The 25,703-nt window shown below is 30.4% G+C and carries 27 protein-coding genes and 1 pseudogene; 11 read left to right on the top strand and 17 right to left on the bottom strand.

What is annotated here, in order from left to right:
• Positions 1-83: 83 nt before the first annotated feature.
• The 5 genes from KTC94_RS13235 to KTC94_RS13215 form a co-directional block, all read right to left on the bottom strand.
• Positions 84-1,331, bottom strand: a complete 1,248-nt coding sequence (locus KTC94_RS13235) for a glycosyltransferase family 4 protein (RefSeq protein ID WP_220319815.1) — start codon at positions 1,329-1,331, stop codon at positions 84-86.
• 41 nt (positions 1,332-1,372) lie between these two features.
• Complete coding sequence (locus KTC94_RS13230) at positions 1,373-2,287, bottom strand: NAD-dependent epimerase/dehydratase family protein (protein WP_220319814.1); 915 nt, start codon at positions 2,285-2,287, stop codon at positions 1,373-1,375.
• A gap of 66 nt (positions 2,288-2,353) precedes the next feature.
• Positions 2,354-2,938, bottom strand: coding sequence for a sugar transferase (locus KTC94_RS13225; protein ID WP_165413783.1), 585 nt, complete (start codon positions 2,936-2,938; stop codon positions 2,354-2,356).
• Positions 2,939-2,978: 40 nt separating this feature from the next.
• Positions 2,979-4,850, bottom strand: a complete 1,872-nt coding sequence (locus KTC94_RS13220; protein WP_220319813.1) for a nucleoside-diphosphate sugar epimerase/dehydratase — start codon at positions 4,848-4,850, stop codon at positions 2,979-2,981.
• A 349-nt stretch (positions 4,851-5,199) separates the two neighbouring features.
• A complete protein-coding gene (locus tag KTC94_RS13215; protein ID WP_165413785.1) occupies positions 5,200-6,036 on the bottom strand; it encodes a YihY/virulence factor BrkB family protein in 837 nt (278 codons plus the stop codon).
• A gap of 146 nt (positions 6,037-6,182) precedes the next feature.
• Between KTC94_RS13215 and KTC94_RS13210 the strand changes: the two genes are divergently transcribed.
• Positions 6,183-7,013 carry a nitrilase-related carbon-nitrogen hydrolase gene (locus KTC94_RS13210; protein ID WP_220319812.1) on the top strand — a complete coding sequence of 277 codons (831 nt, stop codon included), beginning with the start codon at positions 6,183-6,185 and terminating at the stop codon, positions 7,011-7,013.
• A 696-nt stretch (positions 7,014-7,709) separates the two neighbouring features.
• Here KTC94_RS13210 and KTC94_RS13205 read toward each other — a convergent pair.
• Complete coding sequence (locus KTC94_RS13205; protein ID WP_216303908.1) at positions 7,710-7,979, bottom strand: DUF1294 domain-containing protein; 270 nt, start codon at positions 7,977-7,979, stop codon at positions 7,710-7,712.
• 484 nt (positions 7,980-8,463) lie between these two features.
• On the opposite strand from KTC94_RS13205, the gene KTC94_RS13200 reads away from it, so the two are divergent.
• The 4 genes from KTC94_RS13200 to KTC94_RS13185 all read left to right on the top strand — a co-directional run bounded on the left by KTC94_RS13200 (position 8,464) and on the right by KTC94_RS13185 (position 11,018).
• Positions 8,464-8,661 carry a helix-turn-helix transcriptional regulator gene (locus KTC94_RS13200; protein WP_165413788.1) on the top strand — a complete coding sequence of 66 codons (198 nt, stop codon included), beginning with the start codon at positions 8,464-8,466 and terminating at the stop codon, positions 8,659-8,661.
• Between the two features lie 4 nt (positions 8,662-8,665).
• Complete coding sequence (locus KTC94_RS13195; protein ID WP_220286349.1) at positions 8,666-9,061, top strand: DUF2178 domain-containing protein; 396 nt, start codon at positions 8,666-8,668, stop codon at positions 9,059-9,061.
• A 184-nt stretch (positions 9,062-9,245) separates the two neighbouring features.
• Positions 9,246-10,055, top strand: a complete 810-nt coding sequence (locus KTC94_RS13190; protein ID WP_220286348.1) for an aminoglycoside phosphotransferase family protein — start codon at positions 9,246-9,248, stop codon at positions 10,053-10,055.
• 327 nt (positions 10,056-10,382) lie between these two features.
• Positions 10,383-11,018 (top strand): MBL fold metallo-hydrolase, encoded by a 636-nt coding sequence (locus KTC94_RS13185; RefSeq protein ID WP_216303912.1) that lies wholly within the window; start codon positions 10,383-10,385, stop codon positions 11,016-11,018.
• 214 nt (positions 11,019-11,232) lie between these two features.
• On the opposite strand, the gene KTC94_RS13180 is transcribed toward KTC94_RS13185, so the two are convergent.
• Complete coding sequence (locus tag KTC94_RS13180; protein ID WP_220286347.1) at positions 11,233-11,607, bottom strand: Rrf2 family transcriptional regulator; 375 nt, start codon at positions 11,605-11,607, stop codon at positions 11,233-11,235.
• A gap of 54 nt (positions 11,608-11,661) precedes the next feature.
• Here KTC94_RS13180 and KTC94_RS13175 point away from each other — a divergent pair.
• A pseudogene (locus KTC94_RS13175) lies at positions 11,662-11,829 on the top strand (FMN-binding protein); the annotation flags it as partial.
• Between the two features lie 113 nt (positions 11,830-11,942).
• Here the strand turns inward: KTC94_RS13175 and KTC94_RS13170 are convergent.
• Both KTC94_RS13170 and KTC94_RS13165 read right to left on the bottom strand, forming a co-directional pair.
• The gene (locus tag KTC94_RS13170) at positions 11,943-12,566 is read right to left on the bottom strand and encodes a DUF2812 domain-containing protein (RefSeq protein WP_220286346.1); all 624 of its coding nucleotides are present in this window, start codon (positions 12,564-12,566) and stop codon (positions 11,943-11,945) included.
• 14 nt (positions 12,567-12,580) lie between these two features.
• The gene (locus KTC94_RS13165) at positions 12,581-12,892 is read right to left on the bottom strand and encodes a PadR family transcriptional regulator (protein WP_216302453.1); all 312 of its coding nucleotides are present in this window, start codon (positions 12,890-12,892) and stop codon (positions 12,581-12,583) included.
• A 379-nt stretch (positions 12,893-13,271) separates the two neighbouring features.
• On the opposite strand from KTC94_RS13165, the gene KTC94_RS13160 reads away from it, so the two are divergent.
• The 4 genes from KTC94_RS13160 (at position 13,272) to lepB (ending at position 16,998) form a co-directional block, all read left to right on the top strand.
• Positions 13,272-15,500 (top strand): UvrD-helicase domain-containing protein, encoded by a 2,229-nt coding sequence (locus KTC94_RS13160; RefSeq protein ID WP_220286345.1) that lies wholly within the window; start codon positions 13,272-13,274, stop codon positions 15,498-15,500.
• 161 nt (positions 15,501-15,661) lie between these two features.
• A complete protein-coding gene (locus KTC94_RS13155; RefSeq protein ID WP_220286344.1) occupies positions 15,662-16,213 on the top strand; it encodes an RNA polymerase sigma factor in 552 nt (183 codons plus the stop codon).
• Complete coding sequence (locus KTC94_RS13150; RefSeq protein WP_216302450.1) at positions 16,197-16,436, top strand: hypothetical protein; 240 nt, start codon at positions 16,197-16,199, stop codon at positions 16,434-16,436. The genes KTC94_RS13155 and KTC94_RS13150 overlap by 17 nt, the downstream gene beginning before the upstream one ends.
• Positions 16,437-16,458: 22 nt before the next feature.
• The gene (lepB, locus tag KTC94_RS13145) at positions 16,459-16,998 is read left to right on the top strand and encodes a signal peptidase I (protein WP_216302449.1); all 540 of its coding nucleotides are present in this window, start codon (positions 16,459-16,461) and stop codon (positions 16,996-16,998) included.
• Positions 16,999-17,208: 210 nt separating this feature from the next.
• On the opposite strand, the gene KTC94_RS13140 is transcribed toward lepB, so the two are convergent.
• Positions 17,209-17,394: a cysteine-rich CWC family protein gene (locus tag KTC94_RS13140; RefSeq protein ID WP_165414431.1), complete on the bottom strand. Its 186-nt coding sequence runs from the start codon at positions 17,392-17,394 to the stop codon at positions 17,209-17,211.
• A 362-nt stretch (positions 17,395-17,756) separates the two neighbouring features.
• Positions 17,757-17,936, bottom strand: coding sequence for a hypothetical protein (locus tag KTC94_RS13135; protein WP_220319811.1), 180 nt, complete (start codon positions 17,934-17,936; stop codon positions 17,757-17,759).
• 334 nt (positions 17,937-18,270) lie between these two features.
• Here KTC94_RS13135 and KTC94_RS13130 point away from each other — a divergent pair, with 334 nt between their 5' ends.
• On the top strand, positions 18,271-18,969 hold the full coding sequence (locus tag KTC94_RS13130; protein WP_220319810.1) for a hypothetical protein: 699 nt from the start codon (positions 18,271-18,273) through the stop codon (positions 18,967-18,969).
• 255 nt (positions 18,970-19,224) lie between these two features.
• On the opposite strand, the gene KTC94_RS13125 is transcribed toward KTC94_RS13130, so the two are convergent.
• From KTC94_RS13125 to KTC94_RS13100, 6 genes are all read right to left on the bottom strand, one after another.
• Positions 19,225-19,674, bottom strand: a complete 450-nt coding sequence (locus tag KTC94_RS13125) for a MarR family winged helix-turn-helix transcriptional regulator (protein ID WP_216302441.1) — start codon at positions 19,672-19,674, stop codon at positions 19,225-19,227.
• Complete coding sequence (locus KTC94_RS13120) at positions 19,658-21,001, bottom strand: MATE family efflux transporter (protein WP_220319809.1); 1,344 nt, start codon at positions 20,999-21,001, stop codon at positions 19,658-19,660. Before KTC94_RS13120 ends, KTC94_RS13125 begins: the two co-directional genes overlap by 17 nt.
• A gap of 484 nt (positions 21,002-21,485) precedes the next feature.
• Complete coding sequence (locus tag KTC94_RS13115; protein ID WP_220319808.1) at positions 21,486-21,821, bottom strand: hypothetical protein; 336 nt, start codon at positions 21,819-21,821, stop codon at positions 21,486-21,488.
• Positions 21,822-22,008: 187 nt separating this feature from the next.
• The gene (locus KTC94_RS13110; protein ID WP_220319807.1) at positions 22,009-22,620 is read right to left on the bottom strand and encodes a hypothetical protein; all 612 of its coding nucleotides are present in this window, start codon (positions 22,618-22,620) and stop codon (positions 22,009-22,011) included.
• A gap of 345 nt (positions 22,621-22,965) precedes the next feature.
• Positions 22,966-25,119, bottom strand: coding sequence for a peptidase domain-containing ABC transporter (locus tag KTC94_RS13105; protein WP_220286338.1), 2,154 nt, complete (start codon positions 25,117-25,119; stop codon positions 22,966-22,968).
• A gap of 99 nt (positions 25,120-25,218) precedes the next feature.
• Complete coding sequence (locus KTC94_RS13100) at positions 25,219-25,401, bottom strand: hypothetical protein (RefSeq protein WP_220286337.1); 183 nt, start codon at positions 25,399-25,401, stop codon at positions 25,219-25,221.
• Between the last annotated feature and the right edge of the window lie 302 nt (positions 25,402-25,703).

Genomic DNA, 25,703 nt, shown 5'->3' with positions numbered 1-25,703 from the left:
TATCTCCTCCAATTTCAAATTATTATTTACTTGTTAAGCTAGTTATTATTTACTAGTTTAACAAGTTATTTTTTAATTGTTATTTAAATATTATTGTTTAATTGTTCCACTACTAAATTTTTTACAAAATATTTATCTATCCTATTTAACAATTCTTGCTTGTTAAAATTATTATCATAGTAATTTCTTGCATTTGCCCCGAGCTTTGTTAAAAGTTCTGGTGATTCATTAGCGAGCTCTATTATCATATCTGAGAGTATCTGCGCATCTCCAGCTGGGCCACAAACACCTGAATTTGATTCTTTGATTATTTTATCAGTCTCACCGTCGGCTGATGCAATAATTGGTATGCCACAAGCCATGTATGACTGTAGTTTAGCCGGAATAGTCATTGAAAACAGTGGGCTACCTGTTAAGCACAAGAAAGCGACGTCACTCGCTGCCATAAACTTTGGAATCCGGGTTCCAGGTTGTTTTGGAATAAAATTAAACATGTCTTCCAACTCACCTTTATGTACAAATTGCATTAATTCTTCTTTATATCGACCATCTCCGATAATGTTAAATCGGATTTTTTTATTTATATTTTTCTCTTTTATAAATGTTGCAGCTTTGGGCAATATATCTAACCCTTGTGCATTACCAATATTACCGGCAAAAGTTATATTAAATGCATCATCATTTGGAATTTCTTCAATGCACTCTTTCTCAAGCGGCACATAAAAATCTTCTGCATATTGTGGCCAGTACTCTATCTTATCTAGTGCAACGCCACGATTGTGTATTGATTTAACAAAACTATTTGATGTGGTGAAAATATGAGTACAGCCGGAATATATATGGTCAACCATCTTGCCTATAGCGCCAATTATCCTTTTGTTAGTTATACCTGTAATTATTTCAACATTTTCAGGCCAAAGATCTTGAACATACAAGTAACATGGTATCTTTCTTTTTTTAGCATACCATACACCAGGTAAAGCTTGTGTCATGGGTGATACCTCAAATATAAATACATAATCAGCTTTTATTTTTGTGAACATCTTCCAAAAGAATCCGGATACAACAAAGGACAAATAGTTTAAAGCAAGCATTACTGAGCTCTTCCCTCTAGGTATTAGTGGTATCCTAATTATCTCAATACCATTATACATTTCTTTTCGCTTCTTAAACAGTCCATACCCCTCATAATATTCACCTTTGGGATAATTAGGTATTCCAGTTATAACTGTTACTTTATATCCCCTTTTAACCCATTCTGTACAAATATCATTTATACGAAATTGTTCAGGGTAAAAATATTGCGCTATAACTAAAATGTGTTTTTTCATCTCATTATCCCCCTTCTTTAGTATTTCTATTTTTCCACAACTTATTTTTTTGTATCAACCGTTCCTGTTGTAGCAACTGCCTCTGTTGTGGTAACCGTTTCTGTTACAATGATCGATGATTTCAAATCTCTAATTCTATAATCCTCTTTATAATCAGACATGCTCTTCTCATAAACCAAACTGCCAAATACCTTACTAAATGTTTGGACTTTTAAACCCATAAGACGTAATAAGGGGTTGAATATTTTAGTTAACCTAATTCGCGTGCCATGAGATTCTGCAATAAGCTTCACCATCTCTGAAGTCTTAACGTACTCACTATTTTGTGGAAAGAATAGTCCGCTCTCTTCATTTACAATCATCAATCTAATAAACTCACACAAATTATCTATATGAAGCATACTTCGCTTATTGTCAATGTCAGGGAAAACAGGCAGCTTCTGAGCAAGTTTTGCTAATTTCGGGTAATTCCCTTTAGACCCTTTCCCATAAATCATAGGTGGTCTAAGAATAACAATTTTAAAATCATCACTCTCTAAAGGTTTTATTCCTTTTTCTGCTTGGATTTTACTGTCTCCGTAAAAATTACTGGAAATTAGAGCAGTGTTTTTATCTATGATTCTTTCCCCGTTAACATTGCTACTATCACCATAAACAATAATGCTACTCATAAAAATAAACTGCTTAACGCCAGCTTTCTTTGCTTTCTTAGCAGTCTCTACGGTAAGATCACGATTGACTTTATAATATAACTCTTCCATTTTAGGGTCTGATGAGACGTGCGCTATACCCGCAACGTGAAAGATTACATCATACTGCGTAAAATCTTTTTCTTTCCATGAATCGTCCTTCATATCCAATGTGTCTGTAGAATATTCATCAGAATATTTCTCTAGGTATTTCTCAATGGATGTACCAATATAGCTATTAGATCCTGTTATAAGTATTTTTTTCATCTCAACATCATCTCCTTCTTAGCAGAAAGCTTCATATGTCTCAGCTTACCAGTATCGCTAATAGTCTTAAGCTCTACTTTTTTTTTGCCCATCATCGCGGACACCCTCTGCTTTTAAAACTTTGGATACCGTTTTAAATAATATTTTCACATTAAGTGATAATGATTTATTGTTTAAATAATATACGTCATGTGCTGTTTTTTCAGAATCATCATTCTCATCTCGTCCATTAATTTGAGCCCATCCAGTAACTCCTGGAAGTAGTTTATGAACTCCTGCCTTTGTTCTCATTTCCTTAAGCTCAAGCTGATTATATAAAGCAGGTCTTGGTCCCACAAAAGTCATATCCCCAATAAGTGTATTAATTAATTGTGGAAGCTCATCAATACTAGTTTTTCTTAGGATTTTACCAATGCACGTTATATAACTTTTTGAATTATCAAGTTTATCAGTTGCTACATTAGGAGTTCCAATTTTCATTGTCCTAAACTTATACAATTTGAATAATTCATTATTTTTGCCTATTCTCATCTGGGTAAAAAATATTGGCCCTTTTGAATTAAGCTTTATGATTATTCCTATAATTAAAAATAGCGGCGATAACAACACTATTATAAGTATACTAATTATAACATCCAGAAATCTCTCCATATTATGCCCCCTGTTTTTTTAAAATTACTCTACTTTTTTATTACTCTTCTACACTGGTGTCTTCAATTTCCGCAGTACTTCTATTATATGTCGGAACTATTTCTTCTATTTTTGAGAGTAATAATGTTACATCATCTTTCTCGATAATAGCATTAAGCTCTCCCAATCTATCTTTCATAACATCCAAATCACTAAACGTTGGTTTACCAATAAAAATCTTTTCATGTTTAGTATTAATAAGTCCCTCTTCACTCATTAATAGTTCTTCATAAAGCTTTTCTCCCGGCCTAAGACCCGTAATTTCTATTTTAATGTCTTTGTTTGGCTCAAATCCTGAAAGCCTTATTAAATCCCACGCTAAATCATATATCTTAACAGGTTGCCCCATATCAAGCACAAAAATTTCTCCGCCTTTTGCGTATGCTCCCGATTGAAGTACCAATTGTGCTGCTTCGGGTATTGTCATAAAGAACCTAGTTATATATTTATTAGTAAGTGTAACTGGACCACCATGAGCTATTTGGTTTTTAAATAGGGGTATAACGGACCCGTTACTTCCTAATACATTTCCAAATCTAACTGCCACAAAGTGTGTTTTACTTATTTTGTCCATAGATTGTATAATCATTTCACACATTCTCTTAGTAGCACCCATGACATTGGTTGGGTTTACCGCTTTATCTGTGGATATCATCACGAATTTTTCTACATTAAATTTATTCGCGCACTCTGCCATATTAAATGTTCCAAACACATTGTTTTTTATAGCTTCCATAGGGCTTTCTTCCATTAGTGGAACATGCTTATGTGCCGCTGCATGGAAAACTATATTGGGTAAATACTTTTCAAATACATTCTCAAGTCTTTGTTTATCCCTAACAGATCCTATTAATACTATTAAATCTAATTTCGGATATTTATATTGAAGTTCCATTTGAAGATCATAAGCATTATTTTCATATATATCAAAGATAATTAATTTCTTAGGTTCAAATTTTATAATTTGACGACATAATTCAGAACCAATAGATCCACCGCCGCCTGTTACTAGTATGGTTTTATCGCGAATGAAACTTGCAATGCCTTCCATATCAAGATCTACTGCTTTACGACCCAGTAAGTCCTCAATCTCTACTTTTCTAATTTGACTTAAGGAAACTTTCCCGTCTATTATGTCATACATTCCTGGAATAATTTCTATCTTGCAGCTTGTTTTTTTGCATATTTCGAGTATTTGTTTTTTATCTTCATCTTTTATGGTAGGAATAGCTATAAGTATGGTTTCTATATCCTTATCTTTTGCTATAGTAGGTATGCCTTCTCTACTTCCAAGAACCTTCACTCCCATAATAGTGTTTCCTTTTTTGTAATCTTCATCATCAATTACAGCTATCGGTACATATTTACTTTGGTTACTGCTCTTCATTTCTTTTATAACCATAGCTGCAGCTGCTCCAGCACCAACTATCATTACTCTCTTTCGAGCACCTTTACTAACATTACAATTTACAATGTTTCCGAATCTATCAAAGATTCTAAAGGACATCCTAAGTCCAACTATAAAAATAATGCTAAAAGCGCAAGATACTATGCTTACCCCATAGGCATAATTATGTCCAATAATTCTAATGAAAATTGTAGTAGCAATGTTCCCAGTAAGACACGCACCTATAACCATCATAAATTCATCTATACTTGCATAAGTCCAAAGGCTTTCATAAAGCTTAAAGACAAAAAAGCAAGCTATGTAGATAACTGTCACAATTAACGCTATTTCTTTAAAGTCACTTGAATAGAACTTGAAATTTTTATAATTATATCTGAAAAAGATAGCTAATATATATGCTAAGTTTATTAGCACTGCATCACTTAGTATTAATATTGGTTTTTTCCATTTTCCTAGAGTTTTCATATAATGCACCTCTTTATTTTATATATAATAAAATATGATTGTTTTTTCTAATGTTATCAAAAAATGTATTAATTACAATTTAATACACTTTTTTTCAGTTTCACTGCAGTATTAAGTATACCATAATACCTTTAAATAAGTGTTAATATTTTATGAAACTTGAAATTTCACAATTCAAAGCTATTTTTTAGATCTTATATGCTATCCATTATATCATTATATCATTAAATACTAGCCAATTTCACATAATAACTCTAGTTAAATTATCTCCTATGGAGCTACTTATCTCCCATGGAGCTATTCATTATCTCCCATGGAGCTAATTATCTCCTATGGACCTGAAATGTCGTTAATACTTTTTACACCTAGGTTTTTGTTTGCCTTCTCGCTCAAAGGCTAACAACGCATTAACCTCTCCCCCTAGTAGTATTATTATGGAAATTATATAAAGCCAAAGCATAAGCACTATTACTGCTCCTATTCCACCATACAGACCAGAATAGTTGTTAAAATTATTAACATAATACGCAAAACCTAATGAAGATATTAACCACCCTAAAGTACTAACAATAGCTCCAGGTATTACCTCTATCCATGTTAACCTTCTACAAGGAGTATAATGATATAATGCTGCAAATGTAACTGACATCCCACCTAAAGATACTAGGTATCTTATAATATCCCAATCTAATATAAACTTACTAGATAAATTTAAACGCGTCGCAATAACCCCACCTATCATTTGTCCAAAAACTACTAGGGCTACTCCCACAATAATAGCTACTACAAGCCCTAGCATAAATAATATAGATATAGCTAAGGTTTTCCAAAAAGGTCTTGTCTCTTCCTCATCATAGGCTTTATTTAATCCCTTTATAATAGCTCTAAAACCACTAGATCCTGACCACATTATACCTATTATACTTATGGATAGTAAATTCACATTTCTCGAATCCAGCACCTCTATAACTGTAGTGTAAATTAAATCAAAAGCACTCTTGGGCATTATTTGATGTAGATATATCAGCACATCTTTACTTTCTAGATTACTATAACTTAACATGCTAATTAGTAGCAATAAAAAAGGAAAAAAAGACAACAATAAATCATAAGCCAGTTGAGCTGCCAATGCAGTAATATCATCATCTATAACTCTACATACAAGTTGTTTTAAATTATTTAACATAAAGTAACCACCTTTTCGTTACAATTTATATACTGTTTTCAGTTCAACTGCAAAACACGCAGGAGAAATTCAATGCTTCCGCATTTTATTCTTACTCTGATATAATATGTATTATATGAAGATATTATTAATAAGGAGTCGATACTATGAAATTAGCACTAGCTCAATTGGATATTGTTTGGGAAGATAAAACTAAGAATAAAGAAACCGCAATACAATTTATAAAGCATGCAACTACTGAAAATGTGGATATTATTTTTTTCCCTGAAATGACTTTAACAGGCTTTTCTGTGAACACTTCTTTAATAGGAGAAGATAATAATGAAACCGTAGAATTTTTCAAGGAAATGAGTTCTAAATTTAATATTTTCATAGGCTTTGGGTATGTAGAAGGAAGAACAAATAGTAAAAACAAATACTCTGTAGTGGCGCCTCCGGTAGTACATGGAGGCGTGCCACGAGTAATGCATCGAGACGTGCCCCAAGACAAGACTCTTGTGACTTACACTAAAATTCATCCTTTTTCCTTTGGATGCGAAACTGAATTTTACCAAAGTGGAAATAAAATCAACTACTTCAAAGCTTTTAACTTTACTATCGTCCCTTTCATCTGCTACGATTTACGTTTTCCAGAAATATTTCAGATAGCATCTAAGACTGCTACCTTAATAACCATTGCAGCTAACTGGCCTGTAGATCGACGTGATCACTGGATTACCTTACTCAAAGCAAGGGCCATAGAAAATCAGTGTTATATAGCAGGTATAAACCGAATAGGTGAAGGAAATGGATTAACCTACAGTGGTGACTCCATGATTGTAGATCCACTAGGCAACGTAATAAGCAACTTATATATGGATGAAGGTTTAGTTATAGCGGATATCTCTGAGGAGAACGTAACTCAGATTAGAGAAAAATTTAGACTTAAATCAGATAGAAAAGAAAGTTTGTATTGTGAATTGTTTTCAAGCAATTAAAAATCTTATCCACAATTCAGACAAAGTTATCCCCTAAAGGGGGATAACTTTGTTTATTAGCACGCTAAATAAACTATATTTTGATAATAAATACAGTCTCGTGAAAATTTATTCAATTTTATACACTAGTTATCCACAAATTTGAACTTTACTTGTCAAACTCTTATAACATAATGTTTTATTTGATTTATCATTTAATTTCTTTTTAAATTCAAAGTTTCTTTATAAGTTATTGCCTACTTTTTATATTATATAAGTAGCACGTCACCTATTATAACCTCAAAATAGTAAAATTTCAAGACAAAATTATGAAACTTATAGAACCATGTAAATTTTTGTAAAAATGTGAATATCAGACCGTAACGTAAGTAGTGCTCTTTAATGTTTTCTATCATTATAATATACTTAATATCCATAACAGAAGAAATTTCAAGCTTACTATTTCCAGATAATTTACAATCTATCCACAATTTAAACAAAGTTATCCACTAAAAGAGGATAACTTTTTATAGTATATGCTTTTAAACCGTATTATACTAACAAATACAGTTTTTATAATAATTTATTTAATTTTACAGAATAGTTATCCACAATCTTGAAATAATCATATTGCCTTCTTATGGTCCTTATTCATTCCTATAATTTCCCTTTATTATACCCTCAAAGCGCTAACATTTCAAGGCAAAATTATAAGAATTATATCATTTTATAAATGTATTTGAAAAATACAAACAATTGAACTACAAGGATCAATGGTATTCCTATTACAAACTTGTTATGCTTAGTTTTATGCCTAAATAAACGCATTCCTATAAAAATACCCAAAGCCCCAAAAGCAGAAGCTATAGTGAAAAGGGTGTTCTCTGGAGTTCTCCATTTCCCCTTTTGCGACTTTCTCTTGTCTGAATACATGGCAAAAATACCGTATAAGTTAATCGCCAAAATATAATATAAAAATAATTCCATGTTTTTTCCTCCATTTTAATTGTTTATTAGTAAAAAAACGTTATTATAGCACCTTTTTACTTGATATCTATATAGGGACTCCCACTTATAGAAGTGGGAGCCTTCCCTTCTGAAATGTCGTTAAATCATCTCCTGCGGAGCTGCAACAGCTTCGTAAAAGCTACATTAACGACTTCAGAAGGATATTCATACTCCCACTGAAGTTTTTTATTTGTTAGGGTAATCAACTCCTACTTATAGAAGTGGGAGCCTTCCCTTCTGAAATGTCGTTAAATATATCTATATAGTACTGTACATTTTTACGTACGTCAAAATGTTTTTTCATTCACAAATAATAGCCATTACGTTACTTTCATTTTTTTGACTATATTTATAAATACAAAAATTTGTTAAATTTAAAAAATTTGTAAAGGCAACTTTATATTTGAAATTCGTTGATGTATAATAAATTGTAAAGTTACCTTTACGTGAAAGAGGTGTTTGAATGAAAAATCTTATAAAGAGTTTAAGAGAAGGAAGCAATTTAACACAAGAGGATTTAGCAAAGTTATTAGAAACTTCAAGGCAGACAATAATATCTTTAGAAAAGGGTAAGTATAACCCGTCCATTATGCTTGCTTATAAAATATCAAAAGTGTTTAATAAAAAAATTGAGGAAGTATTTATTTTTGAGGAGGAATAAAATAATGAAAAATCAGAAGCAAGGTGATTCACTAATTATAGGTGCTGGAGTATGGTCAGTTCTTTTTATAGGAATGGGTATTTTTGACCTTGTAACAAAAAAGAATGGCTATTGGTCAGGATTTTTATTAGGCGGCCTATCTTTTATTTATCTTATTTATCTATTATGGAAGACAAAAGGCAACACAAATGAACGATATGAAGATGAAAGAAAAAAATTTGTTAGTGATAAATCTAAAAGCATGAGTTTTGATAAGCTGTTTGTTTTTATGGTTATATTTGAAATTTTAATTAAGACACAAAAAATTAAAATGGATTCTCATTCAGCAATCATGGTAATTATGGGTAGTGCACTTATAATACAATTTATCAGTTATTTAGTTTGCAAATCCAAATACTAATGATTGAAACAAAATGTTCTTAACCTACAGGCATTTTTTTTGTATTAAGAGTTACATCGGCATCCCCTATACAGCTCACGCCAACAAATAAAACGGATATATATTATGGTACATAATGGTATAATTGACTTGAAATTGTTGCGTAATTGTATAGTAGGGCAACTTAGCGAATGGGGGAAGATATATGGAAAAGGGAAAATTAATCGGAGAAGGAAGAACAGCTGAAGTATTCGAGTGGGGACAAGATAAAATTTTAAAACTTTTTAGAATCGATTTACCTAAAACGGCGATCCAAAATGAATATGAAGTTAGCATTGGCATTTATAACCAATTGAATTCAACACCTAAAGTTTATGAACTTATAGAAGTTGATAATAGAAGTGGTATCGTATATGAGCGAATTAATGGAATAACTATGATGAAAGTAGTAGCATCTAACCCCTGGAAAGTAAAAAAAGAAGCACAACGGTTAGCAGAATTGCATAAATCAATTCAGCAAAAGGTTAATTTTAAGCTATCTACTTATAAAACAAGGCTCAAGGATAATATATCAAATACAGCGTTATTAACGGATGATATAAAAATGAGATTGTATAAATATATTGACAAACTTAAAGATGATAACATATTATGTCATGGAGATTTCCACCCAGATAATATACTTATAACAAAAGACGGAGAAATAGTCATCGATTGGATGACTGCAACTCAAGGGAATCCATTAACCGATATTGCGAGGACATCAATAATGTTTAAGTTTGGTGTTGTTCCCAATAAAACATTTCCTGAAAAACAAATTATTAATTTTATTAGAAATAAGTTTTATTTAGAATATATAAGCCATTACCTAAAACTAACAGGAGTTAAGATTGAACAAATTGAACAATGGGAACTTCCTGTTGCTGCAGCGCGACTTACTGAATGGTTACCAAAAGATGAAAAAACGGCACTATTAAATTTTATCGACAAAACAATGGAGACGTTAAAAATCTAAATTATTTAAAATTAGATTTGTTTAGATCTTTAGTATAACACTTCCATTATGCTTGCCTATAAAATATCAAAAGTGTTTAATAAAAGAATTGAAGAAGTATTTATTTTTGAGTAATATACCACACAAAAGGTCTATGTTATTTATGGTGTGGTTCTTCTCAATAGGAGTAATATAGACTTTTATTATTGCTTGGCGTAGACTATGGCTTACATCAGAGAGTCCAAAGAATTGCTCTATTAATTATTTTTAACGACATTTCAGCTCCGCAGGAGATGATTTAACCTATTCAGGATATACCAATTTAAATACATAAAAGGAGATAATACTATGTCTATGATTTATAGTGATTTATACCAATTCAGCAGTTATGTTTCGCCTATTAACCTTTCATTTCATCAATATATTTTGTTAACCGATGAACCAATTTTAGTTCATACTGGTAGCATAGAACAAGCAGAAACCCTAATACCACAATTAAAAGAAATTCTAGGCGACAAAAAATTAAAATATGTTTTTGTTTCACATTTTGAATCAGACGAATGCGGTGGCTTATCTTTACTGTTAAAGAATTTTCCTGAGGCAAAGACAATTTGTTCAAGAATCACAGCAAGGCAGCTAATTGGATTCGGGATTACAGATGAAGCAATAATTAAAAATCCTGGTGAGAAATTGATTAGCAGTGACTATGAACTTCAATTCATTAGTTACCCTTCAGAAATGCATCTATGGGAAGGTCTTCTTCTTATGGAGAACAAGCGTGGAATATTCTTCAGCGGTGATTTAATATTCGGTATGGGAAAATTTAATGGTGAAGTAATATATGGAAACTGGCAGAAAGAAGTAGATAATATCACATTAGAGCAGATACCAAGCACAGAACAAAGAGCAAAGGTTCAGCAGGCTTTATCCGAATTAAATCCAAAGTTTGCGGCTGTAGGTCACGGTCAATGTCTTAAGTTCTAACAGAAAGAAGTATTTATGTAAAGCAACATAACTCTAAATGAGTTATGTTGCTTTTTCCTTACTACACCCAACAACAAATCAGATATCCATGGGCGCTGTGAGCTAGTCAACTTATTCTCTTTTATACTTTCCAGAATTCAAACAAACTAAGATAAGTGGTCTCAATGATTTTTTAAAGTCTACATTAATTACCAAATATCTTAAGCATCTTAATTTATCGTGATTTACTATTATTGAACCATTCAATCGTTGCTTTTCCATGCTCTTCAAGGATCTTATTACTAACTTGTTCATGTAGCCACCCTAAAGTCTTATTATTCAAAAACTGTCTCATCTGGTCTTCTGCTTCAACTATATTCCAAAAGGTTATGCTTTCTGGAATACGTGCTAACTCATATCCCCCATTAACACCTGGAATTGACTTCACAATCCCTGATTTCCTTAATTTTGTATATACTTTTGATAAATAACTTTCTGAAACTCCTTGAAATGCCGCTAAATCTTTAATTCCAACAGCCTTTCCTGATGGAATATCTACCATATATAATAAACAATGCAATGCATACTCTACTCCTATTGAAAATTGCAATACGCTCTACCTCCTAAATAACAAGATAATCTTCACATATGATACTTCATTATTAGTAAAGACGTCCTGGGTTATAAAGATTACCAAGTAACAGGCTTCGCGATTGAAGGTACTGCAAAATACCTTGAGTTAGGTTCAGATTTTGATATGATGAAAGAAAAGTTCTCTTTTTTAAATAGGGTGTTAGAGATAACAGTTACATCAGCAAAGCAAACGCTTTAAATTTTGTATTTTCTTAACTAATTTTAATTCCTTGAATAGATAAGTCGTGATAGATTACAATCTATCACAACTTATGATAATTATACCCTACTTATCATATTCCCCAATCATTCTTATATTCGATTTTTAAGATTTGTTTTTTTATAATACATTTGTGCCTTTACTGCGAAAATAGTATATAGAATAATTAAACAAGGAAAAATCAACCAAAAATACCCCCTCATCATTGCGAAAGGTGTTTCAAATAAGAATGACCCCCAAAAGGACGCTCCTGTCCTTTGCCATAATCCAGGCGTATAGTACAATAATTTCGGATTCAATACTGCAGCAATATCAATAGTTTTTGTCATAACGAACACTATCGATATTGGAATATAAGATACTACCAATGATAGCCACATATTTGATAATTTCTTGTATCTCTCTGCTTTAGAAGAGAGATCAGAAAAAATATCATCACCAGCACTTTCATCTATTTTTTTGAAGTATTGTTTTCCAGATGTTTTTGTACCCGCAATATGTTCCCACCCGCAGTCCTTAAAAAGGATAATATAATTTTGAAAATCGTCCTTTGACTTAAAATTGCGATAATCTATTTTTATAATAGTATTGTTAGGTGAAGTTTTACGAAATTCATATTTTGTATGTTTTTCATCCAATTCCCAACCTCGGTTTGCCATTTCATTTAACCATTTTTCTTCTTTATCGAAGCTGACATAGCACCTAATTTTTTTCATATTGACACCTCTCTCTATTTCAAATTATTTTGAGTAATCTCAATCATATGTTTCATTCTTTCAAAATCAAGAAGTAATACTTTCTTTCCTTCGTCTGTGATAAGATAAACTTTACGCCTGTTGTCATCACTTTCAACAGGTTGAATAAACTTTAATTTCAGCAAATTTTCAATGGCTCCGTATAAAGTCCCTGCCGCTATTCTTACATTCCCGTCGCTTAATTCTTCAGCTTTTTGCATAATTAAATATCCATGTGCTGGTTCAAGTAGAGATAAAAGAATGTAATAAACTGTTTCTGTAAGTGGTAAATTTTTATTTTTTTTCATTTAATTCTCTAACTCCTTCGTTATAAAGTCTAACTATATAGTTATATGATATACAGCTTGACTGTATATGTCAATACTAAAAAACCATATAACAAAAAGTTTATATGGTTAGTATAGTAATAAAAAAAGAAGGCATCTAATTGCCCTCTATATCTCTGTTATTAAATTGTTATTATTAATTTCTTTTACAGGTTTAATATTAAAAACTGTACTAAAATAAAAAAAACCACGCATAAGCTTTACTTAAACAGGATTTTTAGCTATAATTAAATGTGGATATGATTATGTGATAATAAACCCACTATATATTTCATCTTATTATATCACATAATGAACGTGAATGTCAATGATTTTTATAAAAACATGGGAGCGTGAGAAAATGAATGATTATGAGCTAAATAAACAAGAGGAACTTGTATATCTTGAAAGTACAGTTAACTTCCTCGAAAAAGAATTAGGTAAAGACGAATATGAGATAAATTTTAGAAAAAGAGATCTTATTGCTTCAAGAAGAGATATGTGGCAAGAATCTGTTCACTCTTCAAATGATCTTGATAGGATTCCAGAAATGCTCCAACAACTCTCTGAAGTTGATAGTCAAAATTATAATTATGAAAAATCGGTGGAACGAATAAAAAAATATACACGGATTTTAAACTCACCTTATTTTGGAAGGTTTGATTTTAAGGAAGATGCTTATAATGATACAGATCAGATTTATATCGGTCTTTATAATTTAATAGATAATGATACAAGTTCAATTTTAATATACGATTGGCGCTCCCCTATTTCAAGTATGTTTTATCAGTGTGAACTTGGTAAAGGATCATATAATGCGCCCTTTGGAATAATTTCGGGTGATATTTTTATGAAGAGGCAGTTTAAAATTGAGAATTCTGAGCTTAAGTATTTTTTTGATAGTAGCATAACAATTAATGATGATATCCTACAAGAAGTGTTAAGTCACAATTCTTCTTCAAATATGAAAAATATTGTTGAAACCATTCAAAAGGAACAAGATGTAATTATTAGAGATACTGAAAATGAGCTTTTGATTGTACAAGGCGTAGCTGGAAGCGGTAAAACATCTATAGCACTACATAGAATTGCATATTTGCTTTATGTTGGTATGGGATCAAAGCTATATTCCAATAATATTATTATAATTTCTCCTAGTTCTGTTTTCAGTAAATATATTTCTGGAGTTCTACCAGAACTAGGCGAGGAAAACGTAGAGGAAACTACTTTTGACGATATTGTAGTTGATTTTTTAGATAATAGATTTATATTTGAAAGTAGAAAGCAGCAACTTGAAACTTTGATTATTAATGATAATCAACAAAATTTAAATATAAAAATGGAGAACACTAAATTTAAAGGTTCGAAAACATTTGTAACTATTTTGGATAGATTAATACATTATTATGAGCATAAATTAGCGCATTTTGAAGACTTATATTATGATGGAAAAATTATTGAAACAAAACAGCAGCTAAATAATCTTTTCTTAAACGGTAAAATGAATATGCCAATATCAAAAAAACTTAAAAGAATTGAAAGTATGATGCTTAGCAAAATTCATCCTTTAAGAAAAGCAAGACTTGAAAAAATTCAGGGGATTGTTCAAAACGGCATAGGACATGAATTAGAACTAAAATCTTTTAGCAGATTAATGGCAATTAAAGAAGCTAAAGTATTAATGAATCATATTCATAAATTTACTGAGGTTGATTATTCGGATTTGTATAAATTACTATTTAATAAATCCGGACTTCTTTTAAAACTTTCGCAAGGGTTAGAATTACCAAAAAACATTAACCAAATGGTATCAGAAACCATAGAAAGTCTCCATAAAGGCTATATTAATTACGAGGACTGTGCTCCCCTTTTATATATCAAACTAAGGCTTAACGGTAGTCGCGCGTTTTCAGATATACGGCAGGTTGTTATTGATGAAGCCCAAGATTATTATCCACTTCAATACGAAGTCTTTAATCTTCTGCTACCTAGCGCTAAGTTTACAGTACTCGGTGACTTTAACCAAACTCTCGAAAAACGTGGTGATAAATCTATATATGATGATATAGAGAAAATTCTACACAAGAAAAAGAGCATAAAGCTTTCTATGAATAAAAGTTTTAGGTCTTCTATCGAGATTAATGAATTTACTCAGAAAATATTAAATAGCAAACAGGAGTTTGTTCCCTTTGAGAGACATGCATCGGAGCCGCAAATTATATTTAAAGACAATGAAGAGTTGCTTTATGAGACTATAATCCAAGATATTCATAACTATGAAAGTCGTGGTTATGAGTCTATTGCAGTTATTTGCAAAACGGAGAAAGAAACCCTATTGGTTCAAAAAAAGCTATCCAATTTAACTAACATTAAATTGTTAAATACAGAAAGTACTGACAGTATAAAGGGTACCCTTGCTATTCCTTCTTATATATCAAAAGGTCTAGAATTTGATGTAGTACTTGTGTTCAATGTTTCAAAGGACAATTATAACAGTGAGTTTGATAGGAATCTTTTATATGTAGCCTGTACGAGAGCACTACATCAGCTTGCTATTTATTATACAGGAGAAAAAAGTGAGTTTATTTAATGTATAAATCATTCTGAAGAAATCTTAATATTTTTTATTATATTTTAAATTTTTTCAGGGGATTTCTTCTTGTTGTGTTACTAAAGATATGAAAGCCTTTGAAAATATGGTAAATTAAGAGTAATTATACTTTAGTACTACAGATGGTTAGGTGGAAATAGATGATAAAAAATATTTTAAATATGAATAAAGAAAATTTCAAGAAAATATATGAAACAAATTTTAATTCTGTCTATTCTTTTGTATTTTTAAGATTAGCAGCAAACAAAGAAGCCACCGAAGACATAGTTCAGGAGACCTTTATCAGTGCAATGAAAGGACTCATTAACTATAAAGGTACAAGTTCCCATAAAACTTGGCTATGTGGAATAGCAAAAAATAAAATATTAAATTATTATAGAACTAACATTAGAAAAGAAGATTTTGCTTACGCAGAAGAACTCGATTATGTAAAGGATAACCAAGATATTGAATTTATGATTATAAATTTGGAAACTAGAAAAATAATTCTAGAAACCTTAAATAATTTGAAACCTATTTATAAGTATGTCCTTATTCTCAAATATATGGATGATCATAGTGTAAATGAAATTGCAAATTGTTTATGCAAATCTCCAAAGTCTATCGATGGCATATTACAAAGATCAAAAAATAGTTTTAAAAAAGAATTTCTCAAAATATCAGGAGATGAATTATATGATAAAAGAAGATAAACTCTTAAAAGAAATGTTTAAATTCATAGATGTAGAAGTTGAACCTCCAGATGGAACGAAACAAAGAATATATCAAAAACTTTTTTATAATTCAAATCAACGCAGTTGTTGGTGTTTATCTTGTCTTTCTTGGGTTGCAGAAAAATTTTTGAAGTTGTTGATTCAGGTATGGATTTTAATATGTATTTTTATGACTATTTTCAGTCCAACTATCGCATTTTAATTTTCACGAGGAGGTTAAATAATTGAAATTTTTAAAATATTTTATCAAAGAGTGGTTATTCCCCATACTTGTAGCAATAATCTTGGCAATTCTAATATATAAATTCCTATTTTTTAATATTACAGTTCCCTCGGAATCAATGTATCCGACTATAAAGATAGGCGATAAAATTACCGTTACAAGAGTTTATAATAAAGATAACCTAAAAAGAGGTGATTTAATAGTTTTTGATTCTGAGGAATTAAAAATACCATTAATAAAAAGACTTATAGGACTTCCAGGAGATGAAGTTATTATAAAAAATAAGGGGCAAGTTTTTATTAATGGAAGCAAAATTGAAGAGCCATATGTAGTATATATGGAGGATTTAGATAAAAAATTTAAAATTCCAGAAAACAAATATTTGTTTTTTGGAGATAATAGAGCTAATTCATTTGATGCCCGAAGATGGGAAAATCCGTACATAGATGGTAAAGATATAAAAGGAAAAGCACAGTTTATTATATATCCATTTAAGAGATTAGGAAAATTTGTAATTGGAGATGATGCTCTTAATCATTAGAATTATTGACATTTGTTTTAGTATTACTATACAAACATTTTGACCAAACTGAAAGTAACACAATTGATATTGTGTTACTTTCAGTTTATTAATATACACTTAATATGTTAACCCCAACATCTAACGACATGGGGGTACTTTCGAAGATATATAAGAAGAATGTGAACTAAATTTAAAATTAACGCTGTTTAATATATTCACTAATTTCATTTATTTCTGGTGTTTTTCTAAACAAGACTTACATACACAAGCTTTACCCTTTTTATCATTAGGAATCAAATCTAAAATGTACTTAGGAACTTTAACTGTATCACACCAACATCCACCTTGACCATGTTGACAATTATTGTCTTGTCCACAAAGTGGACATATCCTCTCTAATCCTTCTACTCTCACTATTATCACTCCTTCATCTTTTTTTACATTTTAAAAATGCTATTATAAATATAATAACATTATTTTACATGATACTATACTTTAATAAATATCTGTCTACACTACTACTTGTACAAATATAATACATATGAAGAGCTATCTAATGCAATTGCTAAATATATTATTGTTTAGGTTATAAATTCACCATAATATATTACAATTCAGATTTTAAAATAGAATAAACACATTGGTCATACTTACTTTCATTAATCCAATAATGTTCTCTTAACCTTCCATCTATTTTAAATCCATAGCTTTCACTTATACATTAGCTTAAATTTCTACCTTGATTCAATTACAATCTAATTTTAATTATAATGTATTTATATTTTTAATTTCCATATTTGATTTTTCATTTCAACTATGTTTGTTCCAATGCTTTTAATTGAACTATTTTCTTCACTTGCATTGTCAATCTTTACCTCTAGTCTGACTAAATGTTTTTCAATATCATCTAATTTTTTTTCAAGCCTTTCAACCTTATCTAAAGTAATTAATCCCATAAACTCATCCCCTCTTATTTATATGTTATGATTCAAGAAGTCCTCATACTCCTATGAACTATATAAAATATATTAATTTATCATGTTTTGCTATGTTGACATAATCATTTATTTTTAAGAACAAATTATACACAATTTATAAATTTGCATCAATAATCGTCCTTCAAATAAGAAACCCAGTTTCTCAAACTTCATTCGTTCCTACAAATTTGGCACAAATAATTTATTTAATTATACCACAATCACCATAAAACATGTATATTTTACCATTTATAGATGTGTAATAGCATCAAAGTGAAATATAATATATTTAAAAATTATGAGGAGGAAAAATATGAGTAATGTAGAGAGTGATATCAAAGAAAACCTCAAGCTGAGCAAGAGTCTAACAGAAGAAAATGATAGAATATTTACAGATATAGTTTGTTATTTGAGGGTAAGTAATTTAAGTGACGAAGAACAAGAAGAAATTATTAGTGATATATTGAGAATGTTTTTAGATTGGCAAGAGGAAGGTAATACTGTAAAAAGCATGTTGGGTGAGGATTATAAAAAATTCGCTGATAATATAATATCTGCTGTAAATCCTAAAACCCATGTTCTAAAAACAATTAAAAAGTATTTAGGACTTACAATTGAAGGATTTTGTATGATTTTCACTGTAGATTTTATTTTCATATACTTGCCTAAGTTGGCAAAAGGAAGTCCTGATTTTAATGTTACTTATGACTACACATTATCTATGTTATTAAACGGTTTAATTGCAGTTGCAATATTTTCTATATCGATAAATTATATAGGTAAAAATGCTTTTGAACTTTCAAAAAAACATTTTTCTAATCTTGCTAATTTTATATTCGGATGTAGTGCTATGGGTTTGATAATACTTTTGTTATTATCATCGAAATTAAGCCCTATAATAGTCTTCTCCATGAATATTCGCTATATTATAGGTATAATATCAGTTTATTGGGTTTATAAAGGGGTAAAAAAAATAATGAAATCTAAAGTGTTATGGATCCCGGAAAGTTAATAACGCCCTTCAACAATTCGGGATCAATATTAGAATTACTCGCATTTGTTTTAGTATTGCTATTTTAACATTTGGATCAAATGATTTAAGCACCAAATTGAAAAATATTGGTTAATAATACTCTCAATTCTTATAAGCAATTCTACTAGTAGGTTGTTCTTCTGGTTTGGTACATTCTGATCATATTTGTTTCGAACTATTCAGATTTTGTTCGGTAGAAGAAATGAGTAACATCTTACATGTTTTTTTCTCATTTTATTCTGAATCCACTTCTAACGCTTGTAATAATTGTTTTAAGAAAGCATGGCTGTTTTTAATCATGGCTGTTCTTTCATTAGAATCCATCTTTAGTAATGCACGTTCCTCAAAATGAAACAAGTGCGAAAGAATCTCATCAGCATATTGTCGTCCTTCATCCGTGAGCAAGATATACTTGTTTCGCTTATCCTCATCTGCGACTTTTTTTCGGATATATCCTTTTTTCTCAAAGGTTTCCAAAATGGTACTCACTGTTTGCTTGGGAAACAGGAGCTTTTCGCAAATAAACCGCTGTGTGCATTGATTTGGATACTCACGGATGGTATAAAGCGCAAAAAGCGCATTTGATGTAAGCCCGTGTGACTTCGCCCATTTTTCATAGAATGCACTGATCCCGAACCAATAATCATAATAACTTTTTACCTGATCTTTAATTTCGTTGCTCATACAAAATCGCCTCCCTGCTTCTAAATTTCATTGTATGGGCAATAAGTAAAATAGTCAATAGGATCATGGTTAATAGCTGCGCCCCCGGAAGTGCCATCCATACCCCTTTAATCCCCCAAATATGTGGTAATGTAAAAACGCACAATGGTGTGAAAAGAATAGGGTCTAAGTAAACAAGCAAGGTGGAGAAGAGTGTTTCTTCGCAGGCATAAAAATAGGAACTAAACAGCTTTCCAATGCCCATCATCGGAAAAGCAACGCAGATGATTGGCAGTGCCGAATCAATGATTCTTGCAGTTTCTTCCGATGTGGCAAAAAATTGTGGTAGCAGTGTTCGTGCTGGGATTGAAAACAAGAGAAACAAACCACTGAATGTGACAACCGCTAAAAACCCTTTGTTACGTATCTTTTTCATAGCTTTGTAGTTTTTCGATCCATTGCAATAGCTGATTAGTGGTTGCATGCCTTCTCCGATTCCCTCTAATAACAAAAGGACTGAAGCAATTAAGTAGTTGATAACCGCATACGCTGAAACTGCTAAATCTCCGCCATAGGCAAGGCACTGCCAGTTATTAAATATGGTAATGAGCGATGGCATGAGTGATAATCCAAAGGGCGAAATGCCTATTTGCATCATTCGTCCAATCATCTTTTTGTTCAATTTAAATTGAGAGCGCTCGATTTTGTTTTCTTTTTGCTTCCACAAGCAAATGATACTGCAAACAACTGTAATTGCTTGAGCCAAAACCGTTGCAAGGGCAGCTCCCGCAAGTCCCATAGGGATCACCATGGTAAAGCAGGCGTCCAATACGATATTTACAATTAAGCCACCTCCCATAATAATCATTGCCTGCATGGTTTTGTGGCTGTTTCGTATAAGTGGTATTAAACCGGAAGCTATGATTTGCATACTGCCACCGATGGCAATGATACGGATATATGAAATCGCGGCGTCATAAATCTTTCCGGTTGCTCCAATAGCTCTGACAAGGGTGGGACTAAAAATTACGAGAAAATCAGTAACGACTACACTTACAGCAAGTAACGCAAAAAAAGTATTCGCTCTTGCCTCATTAGCCCTTTGGTTGTCATTCGCCCCCCTGTAAGTGGACATAAGGACAGAGCCGCCTACTCCAATTCCCATACCCAATGCAAGCAGTAAAGCAGTAATTGGCCAAACAAGACCAATCCCCGCAAGACCTATATCACCAACTGCGTGACCGACAAATAATCCGTCTACGATGGTATAAAGACCGTTCAGCAACATAGTCAGCATGGACGGGATTACAAATTTAAAAAACTGTTTTTCAATTGCTTTTTGCTCCATGTGTTCACCTCAAATAGTATTAGTCCGTTTTCGGACTAATATTATTTTAACATGCCTTTTCTTTTTTGTCACGTGGTCATTTTTAATAAAACTGATATATCATAATGTTCATTTTTTCTTTCTTACTACTTTTCTTACTCCTAAAATCATCAGGTCTAGTAAATTAAATATCACTCCTAAATTAACTAGTTATTTGTACCCAATAATTTATTTATACCATACCATTATAAAACATATTTTAGGGGTAGGTGAAATTGTAAACATATTATCATTCCCATGTCTTAGAATATATGCACCGTTAGTGGTCCTGTTATTATGACGTTTCAAATATAAATATGTATACAGTTATTTTTGAAACATCTTAATAACTCAATTACACTTATGTTAAATTCAGAATATCAATATACATTTAATATATTAAAACCCACATCCAATGATATGTCTTAACTTATAATTAATTTACCTAATATAATGCTCCTTAGCTTTATATTTTATTAATAACCTTAATTATTTCAACATCTAAATGTTCTCTTAGAATATGCAAAATCGCACTAAGACTTTTCTTTTTAAAAGCTAACTCGTTGGAGCCAACATTATTGTAATATAGAATTTGCACTTCATGTGTTTTATTGTAAATCTCTACTTTTTTCAATTGACTCCATGCCATACAAGCATTGCCATATGCCCAAAATCCATTCTCATAAATACCTTGTTTTAATTTTGAAATAAGATAAGATTCGATAAATAAGCCTAATCCAAGTAACATATCAATGGACTTTTGCCTTTTATAAATCATTAAACTTCCTACTATTGCACCCATAAGAATCACTACACTCCTAAAGGATTTACTATTCTTTGATGGTATACTTCTGATTGAAGCACATTTCTTAAAGCTTCAATAAATTCTTCTTTATTATTACATTCATAATCCAATTTCAAAATATCATCCATTGATTTTTTATCTTTTAAATAATTACACTATACCTATTGGGTAATCATTTTCCGCTCTAATATGATATTACTCCACTGTTATTATAATAATATGTACCCATTACATTAACAACTACATTACCCATATAATGCCACATCGGATTATAAAAAAGCTTTTTCTTTTCTCCATAAACTGTTCTATTACCTTTCAACGCCACCTCTTGACTCATAACTCCATGAAATCCATCAGCTGATACCATCCCATCCTCAAACGGATTCATATTAAAATCTCCTATGACAATAGCATTATTTATTCCAAATTCTTCTTCTTTCTTTTCAATTTCTCTGTTGCACTTAACTGCAACAGAATACTGATCTTGTCCCTTGCTATATAGTTTACTTGGCAAATGAACTCCAAACAATAATATATCTATCCCATTTTCATTTATCTTACAATCAGAATAATATTTATCATCCTTAATACTTTTTAGGTTATATCCAACTTTATGCAAAATAATAATTCTCCCAATATCCAAATTATTTCCTACTTTATAATTTAAATCATTTTCTTTTAATCTTCTTATCATATAATCAACATCAATTTTCTCATACTCACATAAAATTAAAACATCAATATCATGTTCAACACAAATTTTTTCTATACTTTGATATAAAATATTTTTATTCAAATTCCAGAATATTTATCATTTTCCATATATACGCTTACAAATATAAAGAAGCACCGTAACCCTAGTACTTCTTAATATGTGACATAAAAGATTATATTCTATTATACTAGTTCAACACAAAACATTTATTTAATATCACCTGCACTCCTGTGAATGCTATTTAGAAACTTTATTAATCAATTTGAGTCCCTTTCATTTGCTTTTTAAACATACTGACCTTATACCCTTATGGATTCATCCTAACACTTTTCTAAGAGCCAAAATTAAATTTCTTGATATAAAACTAACCTTCTCAAAGCTCTAATAAGATAAAGATTAAAAAATAATCTTTATCTTATTAGAGCGTTAAACCACTAATTTTTCTTCTTTAGCTCTGTATAAACTGGCATATGACCCATTTAAACGTATTAATTCTTTATGATTACCTGATTCAACGATTCTTCCCTTATCCATAACATATATAACATCAGAATCAATAATAGTTGATAATCGATGAGCTATTACTATACGTGTACAACCAATATCTCTAAAATAATTAGATACTTTTATTTCATTTATAGAGTCTAAAGCACTAGTCGCTTCATCTAAAATTATAACTTTTGGATTGCTTAAAATTGCTCTAGCTAATGCTATTCTTTGTCTTTGACCACCTGAAAGATTAAGTCCCATATCAGATACTAATGTAAGGTATCCCATAGGCATAGCTCCTATTTCATCTGATATTTGAGCTATTTTAGCTGCATGCTTTACATCATCCATAGTTATATTTTCTCTATTCATCTTTATATTTTCATATATAGATTTATTAAATAAAGATATATCCTGTGGAACAATACCTAATTGTCTTCTTATTTCTTGTTTATTTAAATCTTTAAAATTTATACCATCATAATATATATCACCCTTTGAAGGCTCATAAAGACCTAAAAGAATTTTGCTTAATGTACTTTTACCAGAACCAGAAGCACCTACAATTGCAACCTTTTGTCCACTCTTTATATCAAGACTTAAATCTTCTATTACAGGATCCGATCCAGTGGTATAAGAAAAGGAAATACTATCTAATTTTATGGATCCTTCAATATCTAATTTCTTTGGATTTTCTGGATTATATTCTATATCAGCATCTGTAATATCACTTATTCTCTCTAAATAAGATGTAGCTAAAAGAAAGTTATTCCATGATTGAAATAAAGATACGCCTGATACAAAGAATGTAGTAGATAATGAATAAAATGCAATAACTCCACCTAGACTTAAATTTCCGTTTAAATATCCATATATACCAAAGATCAATATAATAAAAGGATTTATAGTTTGAGTTAAAGAATTTACTGTGTTATATATATTTAATACTCTATCTCTATAACTGTATTTTTCTACTGATTTTTCATATTTGTCATTCCAATTTTTATATACGTAATCTTCAATACCAGTAGTTTTTATTCCTAAAATAGAATAAACTGCTTCTACTTGTACTGATTGAAGCTTTGTACTTTCAACTATTTCATATTGATTTGCTTGCATTATAATAGGTCTAATACAAAAAAGCAAAATACTTGTTACTAGAAATAACCCTATTGAAACTAAAGTAAGTTGTATTGACTTTTGAGACATATATACTAATATAAATGCAATTGTTCCTATATTTAATATTCCTTGAAGTACTTGCTCTGACATAATATCTCTAATTACATGTAAGCTATTTAACCTAAATAATAAATCACCCTTAGATCTAACTTCAAAATATTTATATGGTAACTTAAACATCTTTTTTATAGTAGTTTTGTTTAAATATCTATCAAATTTTATTTGTAAATCTATAAGATTATTTCCACGTATTAAAGTAACCACTCCATATACAGCAATTATTCCTAAAAACATTAAAATATATTTATGTAATAATTCCGGATTATTTTTGAGTGTAATTTCATCTATAAGATATTGAACCATTATAGGAATTGATATATTTATAAAATAGGTTACTAGAGAAAACATAATTACTTTAAAAAACAATACTTTATTTTCGGCTAAATTTTTTAATATCGGCTTCCATATTTTCTTTTTCTCTAATTTAGGCGCAAATACTTCAGTAGGATTTATACTTAAAATTATATTAGAGTATTCTTTTTTAAAATTTAATGTATCAATTTTCCTTCTTCCCAAAGCTGGATCCACTATTATAAAATAAGATTCAGTAATTTTCTCCAAAACAACAAAGTGTTCATTATTCCAAAATATTATAGCAGGAATAGGGAGTTTACTTAAATTGCTTATACTTGCTTTATAAATATGAGTTTCAAATCCTCTATTTCTAAAATAATCTTTTATTTGGGAAATTTTAAGACCATCTCTTCCAGCCTCAAGATGCTTTCTCAAATCAGATAAAGACTCATTACTTTTATAATATCTTAAAAGCATTGCGGTACAACATACGCCGCATTCGGTTTGTTGCATTTGCTCAATATAGGGCACTTTCTTTTTATGTTTAATATTCACATCAATTTTCCTCCTAACTTATAAAATAATACTCTATATCTAAGATAAGAACTTATTTAATATTCCACAAGTTAATTCTTCAGCTCCACAGGAGATGATTTAATACATTTTTTTATTGGTTAAATAATTCAGATCATCTCCTAAGAACCATTTCGCTGATTCTATTGAATTACCAACTGCCTTAACTGCACTCATTTCATTATCATCCAATTCAATTAACACATCTTTTTCTGTAACAGTATTTATTTTTCTAGATTTTTTAAAAAAATTTAATCTAAACATAATTATTCTCCTTTTATTGATTATTTTAACGACATTTCAGAAGGAAGTCTCTCACTTCTTGCAATAAATATAACATTTAAGTTGATTAAATTTACAATTTTGTAAGTTTCAACGTTTTAAATATAATTAACGCTAAATTTAAATTTAAATTTAGCGTTAATTATATTTAAATAAGCACTACTTTTTTAAGCTTATAAAGTAAATTTTTAACGACATTTCAGAAGGAAAGTCTCCTACTTCTATAAGTGGGAGTACCTACTATAAGTAGGAGTTACTTGCCCTAACAAATAGAAAGCTTCAGT

Origin of the sequence: Clostridium sp. CM028, from assembly GCF_030585565.1 — a bacterium.
Taxonomy (GTDB): Bacteria; Bacillota; Clostridia; order Clostridiales; family Clostridiaceae; genus Clostridium_AD; species Clostridium_AD estertheticum_B.
The sequence above is the reverse complement of the archived record's forward strand: the minus strand, read 5'-3'. Positions and strand labels throughout refer to the sequence as shown.